The following is a 12,420-nucleotide window of genomic DNA, read 5'->3' on the forward strand; positions in this document are numbered from 1 at the left end:
GTGCTGCCCTGCCGTCCCAGGATCGGGGTCCCGGCGGGCGGGCGCAGCCCTCCGTGCGGAAGGTGACCCGAAATCGTGACAAGAACGCACGGTGCGGTATCAGTCACCCGCCGCACACCCTTGGCCCTCCCGCATGGAAGGATGACCGTGGTTCGATGGCGGTCAACGAGACGGATGAGACGATGGGAAAGGGCCTCGGGTGAGCGACAACCAGAATCTCCTCGCGGAGCAGCGGCGCGCCCTGATTCTCGACGAGGTCAGGCGACGCGGCGGGGTGCGGGTCAATGAACTCACCCGGAAGCTGAACGTCTCGGATATGACGGTTCGCCGCGATCTGGACGCGCTGGCCCGGCAAGGGGTCGTGGAGAAGGTGCACGGCGGCGCGGTGCCGGTGATCGAGGCGAGCAGCCATGAGCCGGGCTTCGAGGCCAAGTCGAGCCTGGAACTGGGCGCGAAGGAGGCCATCGCACGGGCCGCCGCCAGGCTGGTGACGCCGGGCAGCGCCATCGCCCTGTCGGGCGGCACGACGACGTACTCACTCGCCCACCGCCTGCTGGATGTGCCGGACCTGACCGTGGTGACCAATTCGGTGCGGGTCGCCGATGTCTTTCACACGGCGCAGCGGCGCCCGGGCGCGCAGAGCCGGGACGGCGCGGCGACGGTGGTGCTCACCGGCGGTGTGCGAACGCCGTCGGACTCCCTGGTGGGTCCGGTCGCGGACCGGGCGATCGGCTCGCTCCATTTCGACATGCTGTTCCTGGGTGTGCACGGGATCTCGGTCGAGGCCGGACTGTCGACGCCGAACCTGGCGGAGGCGGAGACCAACCGGCAGTTCGTGCGGTCGGCCCGCCGGGTCGTGGTGATCGCCGACCACACCAAGTGGGGAACGGTGGGGCTGAGTTCGTTCGCCTCGCTAGAGGACGTGGACACGCTGGTGACGGACGCGGGCATCCCCGAGGTGCTGCGCGCGGAGATCTCCGAGTATCTGTCGGACCTGGTCGTCGCGGGTGAGACGGGCTCCTCCGCAGACAGCTGACGCGTCGTCACGTAGGGTGCGCGCATGGCCCGCCGATCGCGCCCCCTGCGCCCCGTCGACACGGACTTCCTCGACACCGCGCCCGTACGCCTGGTCTTCGCCCACGCCATCACGGCGCCGCCCGAGGCGGTGTACCGCGCCCTGGCCGAGGACACCGGGGACTGGCCGGCCTGGTTCGACGCGGTGAAGTCCGCCCGGCCGACCGAGGCGGGCCGTGACATCGCGCTCGCCGGAGGCGTCCGCTTCGAGGAGACGGTGCTGGTCGCCGACGCGCCGAGGCGCTATGTCTACCGGGCCGACACCTGCAACGCGCCCGGGCTGCGGGCCCTGCTGGAGGAGTGGCGGGTGGAGCCGGCCGCCGCCGGCAGCCTCGTCCAGTGGACCTTCGCCATGGACGGCCCCGCGCCGCTGCGGCTGATGCTGCGCGTCCTGCGTCCGGGTCTGGGCCGCGCCTTCCGCGGCGCGGTCCAGACCCTCGACAGACGGCTCGCTACGGCCTGAACCCAGCCTGAACCCGAGCCCGAGTCCGGGCCCCTTCCCGGGCTCAGGCTCCGGTTCAGACCCGGGATCTACGCCTCGCGCGACAGCCGCAGGGTCCTGATCTCGAAGGGGCGCAGCGCCAGTTCGACGTCGGAGCCACGGGTGGCGGCCTCACCGGTGGGACGTTCCAGCAGGTCGCACACCGTGGCCGACGCCATCGCGAACCCCGTGGTGAGACGGGCCCTGGCCCGGCCGCCGCCGGACTCGTACAGCCGCACCACCACATCACCGCTGCCGTCGTCGGCGAGCTTCACGGCCGTCACCACGACCGCGTCATGGTCGACGGACACCAGCGGCGCGACCGCCGTGCCGCCCGGCACCCGGCGCTCGGGCAGGTTGATCCGGTAGCCCTCGCGCACCGCGTCGCCGATCGCGGCGCCGGGCACCAGTGCGTAGCGGAAGCGGTGGGTGCCCTGGTCGGTGTGGGGGTCGGGGAAGCGCGGGGCGCGCAGCAGGGAGAGCCGGACGGTGGTGGTGGTACCGCCGGTCAGCGAGGTCTCGGCATCCGGGCGCACGGTGCGGGTCACGTCGTAGCCGTACGTCGAGTCGTTGACGACGGCGACTCCCCAGCCGGGCTCCTCCAGATGGACGAACCGGTGGGCGCATGCCTCGAACTTCGCTGCGTCCCAGCTGGTGTTGGTGTGGGTAGCCCGGTAGAGGTGGCCGAACTGGGTCTCGGCGGCGGTCCGGTCGGCGTGCAGATCGAGCGGGAACGCGGCCTTGAGGAACTTCTCGGTCTCGTGCCAGTCCACCTCGGTGGCGATGTCCAGCCGGCGTTCTCCCGCCCGCAGGGTGAGCACCTGCTCCACCCGGGAGGACCCGAAGCCGCGGGTCACCCGGACGGCGGCCGCGGCACCGCCGACCGCGTCCAGCTCCAGAATGTCGACATCGGTGAGGTCGGTGACCGTGTTGCGGTAGAACGTGTCGACATCCCAGGCATCCCAGCGGTTGGGGAAGTCGGGGTGCAGCTGCAGGAGATTGGCGGCGGAGCCCGGCGCGATGGTCTCCCGGCCGGCCGCGGTGTCGTAGACCGAGACGACGAGTCCGCGTTGGTCGACGGCGACCCGCAGCAGCCCGTTGTCGAGCACGAAACCGCCGCCCTCGCGCGGCGCGGCCGTGACCGGAGCACCGGTGTAGGGCACCGCGACGACGGCGCCGCCCGCCGGGACGCCGGAGCGGGTGTGCGGAGCCGCGTTGAACAGCACGGAGGTGCCGGCGGCCGGGTCCCCGGCGAGCGCGGCCTGCGCGTCACCGATGATCCGCTCCAGTTCCCCGGCGACGGCCGCGTACTTCGCCTCCGCCTCACGGTGCACCCAGGCGATGGACGAGCCGGGGAGGATGTCGTGGAACTGCAGCAGCAGCACCGTCTTCCAGATCCGGTCCAGATCCTCGTACGGATAGCGGAATCCGACCCGCACGGCCGCGGTGGCCGCCCACAACTCGGCCTCCTTCAGCAGGTGTTCGCTGCGGCGGTTGCCCTGCTTGGTACGGGCCTGACTGGTGAGCGTGGCCCGGTGGAGTTCCAGGTACAGCTCCCCCACCCACACCGGGGCGTCCGGGTACTCGGCGTGGGCCTTCTCGAAGAACGCCGACGGAGTCTCGAAGACGACCCTCGCCGAGCCCTCAAGGTCCGCCAGCCGCTTGCCGTGCGCGAGCATCTCGCGGGTGGTGCCGCCACCGCCGTCGCCCCAGCCGGTCGGGGCCAGCGACCGGGTCGCGGAGCCCTTCTCCTGGAAGTTGCGGACGGCGTGGGCGACCTCCTTGCCCGACAGCTGGGCGTTGTAGGTGTCGATGGGCGGGAAGTGGGTGAAGACCCGTGTGCCGTCCAGGCCCTCCCACCAGAAGGTGTGGTGCGGGAACTTGTTGGTCTCGCTCCAGGAGATCTTCTGGGTCAGGAACCACTTGGCGCCGGCTTGCTTGACGATCTGCGGGAGCGCGGCCGAGTAGCCGAACGTGTCGGGCAGCCACACCTCTTCGGTGTCGATGCCGAACTCCTCCAGGAAGAACCGCTTGCCGTGCACGAACTGCCGTGCGAGCGCCTCGGATCCGGGCATGTTGGTGTCGGACTCCACCCACATGCCGCCGACCGGTACGAACCGGCCTTCCGCGACGGCCTTCTTGACCCGTGCGTACACCTCGGGCCGGTGCTCCTTGATCCAGGCGTACTGCTGCGCCTGCGACATGGCGTAGACGAACTCCGGCTCCTCCTCCAGCAGCGCCGTCATGTTGGAGATGGTGCGCGCGACCTTGCGCACGGTCTCCCGCAGTGGCCACAGCCACGCCGAGTCGATGTGCGCGTGGCCCACCGCGCTGATGCGGTGCGCGGATTGGTGGGCGGGCGCGGCGAGGACCTCCGCCAGCCGCTCGCGGGCGGCGGCCGCCGTGCCGCCGACATCCTGCAGGTCCACGGCGTCCAGCGACCGCTCCACGGCCCGCAGGATCTCCCAGCGGCGCGGTGAGTCGGTGGACAGCTCCGCCATCAGCCCGCCGAGCACCTCCAGATCCTGGACCAGCTCCCACACCGTCGGGTCGAAGACCGCGAGATCCATCCGGGCGAGCTTGTACTGCGGCTCGTCGCCCGCGGTGTCCGTGTCGCCGAGGTCGGTGGGCAGGAAGGGGTGGTAGTCGAGCAGCACGGGGTTCGACGAGGCCTCGATGTGCAGTTCCACGCTCTCGCCGCCCGCGACGGGCGCACCGATCCGGATCCACTGGTTGCGCGGGTTGAGCCCCTTCACCGGCGAGCCGTCCGCCCGGTACACCAGGCCCTCGCACTGGAAGCCGGGCATGTTCTCGTCGAACCCGAGGTCCAGCAGCGCCTCGACGGTCCGGCCGGCCCACTCGTCCGGCACGACTCCGGTCACGGTGATCCAGCTGGTGCCCCACGGCGGGCCCCACGGCTCGCCGGTCTCGATGGGCGTACGCGGCGCCACCAGGCCCTCGGCCACCGGGACCGGCTCGCCGGGGGCGTTCCAGATCCCGATGTCCAGCGGAACCGACTGCGGGTAGACGGCGGGGCGGATGCGTTCGTCGAGGACCCGCTTGAGCCGGTCCTCGGTGACGGTGCGGTTGCTGTGCATGAGGGTGGGTTTCCTTAGTTCCAGGTGAACGCGGCAGCGGACGGGTTCGAGGAGGTGAACAGCTCGCTGACGGCGCGGACTTCGAGGCGGGTGGCGGGCTCGCCCGCCGTGCGCCGCAGCGCCGGCACGTACTACGCCGTACCGCACGTCCCGCCGAGGAAGCGCCGGCCGCCTCCGGGCAGCACCTGGTGCACCTCGTAGTGGCGGACCGGACCGGGCGAGCGGCCCCAGCGGATGCGCAGGGCGGCCGTGGCACCGTCCGCGGCGGGGAGCGCGCCGGTCACGGTGAGCGCGCCGGGGCGGCCGGGCGCCTTCGCGGCCGCGTCACGCACCGCGAGACCGCCGAGCCGCCAGCGGACCGCCGTGCCACCGGATCCGGTCAGCCGCACTCCCAGGACGTGGATGACGCTGCCGCGCGGCTGCCGCAAGCGCACGGTCGCCGTGGTCCAGCCACAGCCGCCCGCCGGGAGGGCGCCGGCGGGGAGGTAGGTGAAGCGCGGCGGCTTCCCCGGCGCGCCGGGCTCGTCCAGGGCGACGGCCACGTCCACCCGGACCGGGCCGGAGCCGGGGTCGGTGCGGTGGGTCAGCTCCGCCACGGCGCCGCCGGTCAGCGGCAGCCTGGCACCGAACAGCTCGACGGTGGCCGGGGCGTCGAGCACGCCGTCCACCAGCAGGCTGCTGCCGCCGCGCCAGGCGTCGGCGAAGTCGAAGCCCGCCCGTGGGCGGGTGCCGGTGCTGCGCACCACCCAGCGGCGTCCGGGCAGCCGGTCCTGCAGCCCGAGGTGGTTCCAGGCGGTGTCCGAGACGGGTGCGCCCCGTTCGTACCAGCGCAGTCCGTGACCGGTGTTGAACGTGGTGGCGAAGGGCAGCGCGGTGAGGGTGGAGCGGTCGGCGACGGATTCGGCGGGGGCCCGCCAGTCCCCCGTGCCGCTCTGCGGCGCCGAGGGATCCAGTGACGGCCCGGTCCAGAACCGGTCGTCGCGCAGATGGAAGTCGCCGGGTGCGCGCCGGTCCGCCGGAAGGCTGGTCCAGGTCCATTCGGGGCGGTAGAAGCCGTACGAGGTGACATGCGGCCGGCCGGCGGGGACGATCGCGTCCCAGTCGGCCGGTGTGTCCCAGCCGCGCGACTCCACATCGATGCCCGCCCACACCTCGTAGCGGCTGCGGTCCAGCTGTCCGGCGAGGCTGCCGGAGGCGGCGAGGCCTGCCCGGCTCCAGTCGAAGTTGACGAACATCGAGTCGGCGGCGCTGAAGAACTCCTGGTTGCGGGGGTTGAGTTCGTTCTGCCAGTCGACGGCTCCGGTGTCGGTCATCGCGTCGTACCAGGTGACGCGCAGGCCGTGGCCGTGGTCGCGCAGGTACTCGACGAAGTCCCGCATGGCGGCGGCGAGCGGTGCGTCCCCGCCTCCGGTCTCGGCGTTGAGGAACCAGCCGTCGAAGCCGTAGACCCGCGCGACCCGGATCAGCTGGTCCGCGATGGGGAAGCGCCCGTCGGCGTCGCGCTGGACGAGGTCACGGGTCCAGCGCAGGTCGCCGCCGTACGCGGCCGGGGGCAGGAAGACGGTGCCGAGTACGGGGACCCCATTGCGGTGCGCGGCGTCCACCACGGGCGCGTTGGGCGCGAGGATCAGGCCCTCGCCCGAGGAGCCGCCCCAGAACACGAGCTCGTCCAGGTACGCCCAGTGCGTCAGCGCGTAGTAGTCGGCGGTGGCGGAGCCCTGGGAGGGGTTGCCCGCGGTGTGGTCGAACGCGGCCAGGCCCGAGACCCGCGCCTGGCCGGTGCGCGCGGTCGTGTTGGCGGGCGTGGGCGCGAAGCGCCCGGCGAGCGGGACACTCGATGTGTTGAACGCCAGATCGGGGTCGGTCTCGGGCGTCCAGGCCTTGAGGCTGCGCCAGGTGATGCCGTCACCGGGGGTTCCGGAGGGCAGGCTGTCGGGAAACCAGTAGGAGGCGTAGGGCTGCAGGTTCCGGGCCGCGCCGGCCGCGGCGGCCGCCCCCGGCAGGCCACCGGGTGCCAGCAGGAGGCCCACGGTGCCCGCCCCGGCGATCAGGACCCGGCGCCGTGTCGGGCCCGGGCGGTCGGACGTGAGGGGGCCGGAGGCGGAGTCGGCAGAGCTGCTGTGCTCGGTCATCGTGCGCTCCCTAAAGGTGTTCGACCTGCTCGACGGTGAAGACATCGGTGATGCCGCGGGCCGCCAGGTGAGCGGCGTCACCGGCGAGTTCGGCGAGTACGGCGGTGGGGCGGGCGCCGTCGGCCGCCAGTCGCATCCATGCCTCGAAGAAGGCCCCGCCGGGCGCGCACACCGACCGGGCCGGCGCGCTCACGCTGTCCCCCACGTCCACCACCAGCGCGGTGGTGCGCGGCGCCGGGCGGTGCTCGCGCCCCCGCCAGTGCTCGACGGCGCGGGCGACGGCCTCGCCCGCGGGCTTGACCTTCCGGTCGGTGGTGAGCAGGCCCAGGCTGTACTCCAGCTCGGGGAAGTCGGCGAGCGCGCGGTCCACGTCGTGGGAGCACCACCAGGTGATGCCCCAGACGTCCGGGCAGTCCAGCGCTGCCTCGATGGTGGCCGTGGTGAACTCGGCGGCGTGCCCGGCCGGGATGTGCGGGGCGGGCGCGCCCACTTCCTGCAGCCACACCGGGCGGTGCGGTTCGGTGGCCCAGGCCTTCGACAGCTCGATCAGGTAGGCGGCGTGCTGCTCGGTGGCGGTGCCGGTACGGCCGTGGCGCTGCGCGGTGCCGTTGAACACCCAGGAGTGAACGGCGGTCGCGGCACCCAGCCGGGCGGAGTGGCCGGGGGTGAAGGGGTGGTCGTCCTGGTACCAGGCGGCGTCGTAGGACGCGTGGAGATGGAACTTGCCCGGCGCGCCCTCCTCGCACGCGCCCAGCACCCGCCGCAGCCAGGACTCGGCCTGGGCGGGGGTGATCCGGTCGGGGTCGGGGTGCGGACCCGAGGAGAACTGGTTGATCTCGTTGCCGATGGTCATGCCCAGGAAACCGGGCCGGCCGGCGAGCGCCGCGGCGAGGGTGCGCAGGTAGTCGGCCTCGCCGTCGATGACGTCGGGGTCGGTGAAGAGATTGCGGCGGTGCCAGGTGGTGGTCCAGGAGGGGATGAAGTCGAAGCTGGACAGATGGCCCTGGAGTCCGTCCACGGCGGTGTCGAGTCCGCGCTCGGCTGCCGCGTCCACGAGCTGGACCAGCTGCTCGACGGCGCGCGGCCGGATCAAGGTGCGGTTCGGCTGGAAGACCGGCCAGAGCGGGAAGACCCGGATGTGGTCGAGGCCGAGGGCGGCGATGGAGTCCAGGTCGGCGCGGACTTCGTCGAGGTCGAAGTCGAGCCAGTGGTGGAACCAGCCGTGCGTGGGCGTGTAATTGACGCCGAAGCGCATTGCGTTCATCCGGTGCGGTGTCCTCGTGATGGGGAGCGGGGCTCAGCCCTTGACGGCGCCTTCGCCCACGCCGCGGAAGAAGTACCGCTGCAGGCAGGCGAACATGACGATGAGCGGGGCTACAGCGATGATGGTCCCGGCGGCGACGAGCCTGGGGTTGTTGGCGAACGTGCCGTGCAGGAAGTTGAGCCCGACGGTCAGCGTGTATTTGTCCGGGTCGGACAGCACGATCAGCGGCCACAGGAAGTCGTCCCAGGCGCCCATGAACGAGAAGATCGCCACGACCGCCAGCGTGCCCTTGACCGAGGGCAGCGCGATCCGTACGAAGCGCTGCCAGACATTGGCTCCGTCGATGACGGCGGCCTCCTCGATCTCGTACGGGAGGTGGCTGAAGGCGTTCCGCATCAGCAGCACATTCATCGCGCCGATGCAGCCGGGCAGCACGACGGCGACGAGGGTGTTGTTCAGCTGCAGATCACGCATGGTGGTGAACTGCGCGATGAAGATGGACTCGAACGGCACGAGCAGCGCCATGACGAAGGCGGTGCCGGCGAGTTTCCGCCCCCGGAAGCGCAGCCGGGCGAGCGCGTAGCCGGCGAGTGAGGCGCCCACGCAGTTGGTGACGACGCTGGCGACCGCGACCTTGAGCGAGTTCAGGGCGTAGTCCCAGACGGGGATGATGTCGGCGACGCCCGAGTAGTTGTCCAGCGTCGGATGCTCGGGGAGCAGCTTCGGCGGGTAGCTGTACATGTCCTCGGTCGGGCCCTTGAGCGAGGTGCTCAGCTGCCACAGGAACGGGCCGACGGTGGCGGCCAGTACCCCGAGCAGCAGGAGGTACCGGAGCACGATCTCCCAGCGGCGCATGCGGCTGCCCATGTCACTCACCGTCCTTGCGGTCGGCGCGCAGCACCAGCAGCATCAGGACCAGGGTGACCGCGAAGATCACCACGGAGAGTGCGGAGGCGTATCCGGTACGCCCCGACAGCCCGGTGCCGACCCGCTGGACCAGCATGACGATCGTGGTGTCCTCGCCGGCCGGTCCGCCGGTCGGACCGGCCATCAGATACACCTCGGTGAAGACCTTGAAGGCCGCCACCGACGACAGCGCGCCGACCAGCACCATGGTGGAGCGGACCGCCGGGACGGTGATGCTGAGGAAACGGCGGACCGCTCCCGCGCCGTCCACGGCGGCCGCCTCGTGCAGCTCCTTCGGCACGTTGGTCAGCGCCGCCAGGTAAATGATCATGTAGTAGCCGAGGCCCTTCCACACCGTCAGCGCCATCGCGCTGAACAGCAGCAGCCACTGGTTGCTGAGGAACTCCACCGGGCCGGTCCCGAAGTAGCCGAGGATCCCGTTGACCAGCCCGCGGTCGTCCAGCATCCACACCCAGATCAGCGCGACCACGACGACCGAGGCGACGACCGGGGTGTAGAAGGAGGAGCGGAAGAACGCGATGCCGGGGACCTGCTTCTGGACGAGCAGGGCCAGCAGGAGCGGTAGCAGCACGGTGCAGGGCACCACGAGCAGCACATACAGACCGCTGTTGCGCAGCCCCGTCCAGAACTGCTCGTCGTCCAGCATGTCCTGGAAGTTCCGCAGCCCCACCCAGTGGCCGGGGGTCAGGGTGCGGGCGTCGGTGAAGGCCGTGCCGACCGTGCTGATGAACGGGTAGAGGCTGAACGCGGCGATGATCACCAGGCCGGGCAGCAGGAACAGCCAGGGGCTGGCGGCCCGGTGGGTCCGTGCACTCATGTCGGTTCCGCCCGCTCAGCTCTGCTTGAGCAGCTTGTCGCTCTGGCTGACGGCGTCGTCCAGAGCCTGCTGCGGCGACTTCTTGCCCTGCAGCGTCTTGGCCACCTCGTTCTTGAGGATGGTCTTCATCTCGTCGGTCATCACCACCGGCGTGTAGTTCACCGCGCCCTTGAGCAGCCGCGCGGAGGCGACCCGGACCCGGCCCTCGTCGGTGCCGTCGTCCTTCGTCCAGTACTCCTGGTCCAGCGATCCGGCGGTGCTCGGGAAGATCGCGACCTTGTGCGCGAAGGACTCCTGGTTCTGCTTATCCGTGATGAAGTGCGCGAAGGCGATGGCGGCCGCCTTGTGCTTGCTCTGGCTGTTCACCGCCATACCCATCACATACATGTTGGGGTGGCCGGTGTTGTTGGGCGCGTCGGTGATGCCGAGGTTCTTGTACAGGTCGGGCGCGTTCTGCTTGAAGGTGCCCAGGTCGTGCGCGCTGCCCGGGTTCATCGCGACCTTCTGCTGCAGGAACTTCTGGCCCACGGCGTCCGGTCCGCTGGTCAGCGCCTGGGAGTCGAGACCGCCGTTCTTGAACAGCTCCTGGTACTTGGTGAGCAGCTCCACGCCCTTGGCGTCGTTGTACGTGAACTTGGTCGCGTCCGCGTTCATCAGCGGGACGCCGTAGCGGCCGAAGTCCTCGATGGACGGGGTGCCCGCGAGGGTGGCGGTCTTCCCGCCGGACTTCACCGCGATGGTGTTGGCGTCCGCGAAGAGCTCGTCGTAGGTCTTCGGCGGCTTGTTCGGGTCGAGTCCGGCCTGCTGGAACAGCGTCTTATTGTAGAACAGCGGGCCGGTGTTGAGGTACCAGGGGAAGGCGTACGAGCCCTCCAGGCCCGGCAGTTCATTGCCCTTCCACGCCTCCGGCGTGTAGTCGCCCTTGAACTTGGCGCTGGCGGGCTCCTTGTCCAGACTCATGATCACGCCCGCCTTGGCCAGCGGGTACGACAGGTCGGGCGAGACGTTGACGACGTCGGGGAGCGTTCCGCCGGCCGCGTCCGCGCTGAGCTTGTCCGCGTAGTTCTCGGCGGGCTGGTCGAGCCACTTCACATGGACGCCGGGGTTCTGCTTCTCGAAGTCCTTGGCCAGGCCCTCGAAGTAGTCCTTGTAGTTCGCCCGCAGGTTCCAGGTCTGGAAGCTGATGTCGCCCTCGATCTTGCCGTCGGCGCTGCTCCCGCCGCTGTCACCGCCGGAGCCGCAGGCGGTCAGCGTCAGCGCGGACAACAGGAGGGGCAGGACCGTGATGGCCGTTCTACGAGTGGTTCCACGGGCGGTGCCACGGAATCTTCCACGGGATACGGACATGGCTGACAAGCTCCTTCGCTCGGGCCAGGAGGGGGGGCTGGGTAAGGCTGCACCCGCGTCCGCCGCATCGTCAACGGTTCTCGCGCAATGAATTCAAGAGTCCTCATATACCTGCAGGTCAGATCGGTTTCGACAGAAAAACTAATGCGCTTTAGTGTTGATTGACTCAAGCGCATTAGTAGCTGGAGGCGCAGCGCGCCGTGGAGTAGGACATAATCCAGCCATGGATCCCGTGCGCCGCACTCCGGCCCGCCGACCGACGATGAAGGACATCGCGCAGCGCGCGGGCGTCTCCGAGAGCGCCGTGTCCTTCGCGCTCAACGACCGCCCCGGTGTCTCCCCCGCCACCCGCGACCGGGTCCGCCGCGTCGCGGAGCAGCTCGGCTGGCGCCCCAGCACCGCGGCCCGCGCGCTGTCCGGCGAAGGAGCCGCCACCGTCGGCCTGGTGCTCGCCCGGCCCGCGCACACGCTCGGCGTCGAATCGTTCTTCCTGCAACTCGTCTCGGGCATACAGGAGGTGCTGGCGCAGCGTCATCTCGGGCTGCTCTTCCAGGTCGTCGGGGATCTGGACGAGGAGTGCGCGGTCTACCGCCGCTGGTGGGCCGAACGCCGGGTCGACGGCCTGCTCGTCGTCGACCCCCGTCTCGACGACCCCCGCCCGGAACTGCTCGACGAACTCGGCCTGCCCGCCGTCATCATCGGCGCCCTCGCGCCGGGCGCGCCCGGCCACCCCGGCATCTCCACCGTGTGGGCCGACGACGCGGGCGCCATGGCCTCCATCGTCGACCACCTCCACGGTCTGGGCCACCGCCGGATCCTGCACATCGCCGGTCTCCCCCATCTCGCCCACACCCAGCGCCGGGTGCGCTCACTGCGCGCCGAGGCCGACCGCCGCGGGCTGCCCGACGTCCACTCCATCAGCACCGACTACTCCGACACCGAGGGCGCCGAAGCCACCCGCCGCGCCCTCGCCCGCCCCCGGCCGCCCACCGCGATCGTCTACGACAACGACGTCCTCGCCATGGCCGGCCTGGCTGTCGCCAACGAACGCGGCCTCGCCGTCCCCGGCGACCTCTCCCTCGTCGCCTGGGACGACTCCGTCCTGTGCCGCAGCGCCCATCCCGCCCTCACCGCCCTGGTCCGCGACACCAGCAGCTTCGGCCGGCACGCCGCCGAGCAGCTCCTCAGCCTGCTCGACGGCAACCCCGCCCGCGAGATCCAGGACGACCTGCCCCGCCTCGTGGCCCGCGCCAGCACCGGTCCGCCGGCCGGGTAATCGG

The 12,420-nt window shown here is 71.0% G+C and carries 8 protein-coding genes and 1 pseudogene; 3 read left to right on the plus strand and 6 right to left on the minus strand.

Features of this window, described 5'->3' with window-relative positions; translation table 11 throughout:
* The first annotated feature begins 199 nt into the window (after positions 1-199).
* Complete coding sequence (locus QMK24_RS15375; protein WP_283466440.1) at positions 200-1,036, plus strand: DeoR/GlpR family DNA-binding transcription regulator; 837 nt, start codon at positions 200-202, stop codon at positions 1,034-1,036.
* Between the two features lie 24 nt (positions 1,037-1,060).
* Positions 1,061-1,537 carry an SRPBCC family protein gene (locus QMK24_RS15380; RefSeq protein ID WP_283466441.1) on the plus strand — a complete coding sequence of 159 codons (477 nt, stop codon included), beginning with the start codon at positions 1,061-1,063 and terminating at the stop codon, positions 1,535-1,537.
* Positions 1,538-1,605: 68 nt separating this feature from the next.
* On the opposite strand, the gene QMK24_RS15385 is transcribed toward QMK24_RS15380, so the two are convergent.
* The 6 genes and pseudogenes from QMK24_RS15385 to QMK24_RS15410 all read right to left on the minus strand — a co-directional run bounded on the left by QMK24_RS15385 (position 1,606) and on the right by QMK24_RS15410 (position 11,140).
* Entirely contained in the window at positions 1,606-4,653 is a 3,048-nt protein-coding gene (locus QMK24_RS15385; RefSeq protein WP_283466442.1) for an alpha-mannosidase, read from the minus strand.
* Between the two features lie 14 nt (positions 4,654-4,667).
* Positions 4,668-6,785: pseudogene (locus QMK24_RS15390) on the minus strand (endo-beta-N-acetylglucosaminidase).
* A 10-nt stretch (positions 6,786-6,795) separates the two neighbouring features.
* A complete protein-coding gene (locus QMK24_RS15395; RefSeq protein ID WP_502962598.1) occupies positions 6,796-8,040 on the minus strand; it encodes a glycoside hydrolase 5 family protein in 1,245 nt (414 codons plus the stop codon).
* Positions 8,041-8,082: 42 nt separating this feature from the next.
* Complete coding sequence (locus QMK24_RS15400) at positions 8,083-8,916, minus strand: carbohydrate ABC transporter permease (RefSeq protein WP_283466445.1); 834 nt, start codon at positions 8,914-8,916, stop codon at positions 8,083-8,085.
* Between the two features lies 1 nt (position 8,917).
* Positions 8,918-9,793 (minus strand): carbohydrate ABC transporter permease, encoded by an 876-nt coding sequence (locus QMK24_RS15405; RefSeq protein ID WP_283466446.1) that lies wholly within the window; start codon positions 9,791-9,793, stop codon positions 8,918-8,920.
* Between the two features lie 15 nt (positions 9,794-9,808).
* Positions 9,809-11,140, minus strand: coding sequence for an ABC transporter substrate-binding protein (locus tag QMK24_RS15410; RefSeq protein ID WP_283466447.1), 1,332 nt, complete (start codon positions 11,138-11,140; stop codon positions 9,809-9,811).
* Positions 11,141-11,363: 223 nt separating this feature from the next.
* On the opposite strand from QMK24_RS15410, the gene QMK24_RS15415 reads away from it, so the two are divergent.
* On the plus strand, positions 11,364-12,416 hold the full coding sequence (locus tag QMK24_RS15415) for a LacI family DNA-binding transcriptional regulator (RefSeq protein WP_283466449.1): 1,053 nt from the start codon (positions 11,364-11,366) through the stop codon (positions 12,414-12,416).
* Positions 12,417-12,420 lie beyond the last annotated feature (4 nt).

The organism is Streptomyces sp. PH10-H1 (assembly GCF_030063355.1).
In the GTDB taxonomy this organism is placed as follows: domain Bacteria; phylum Actinomycetota; class Actinomycetes; order Streptomycetales; family Streptomycetaceae; genus Actinacidiphila.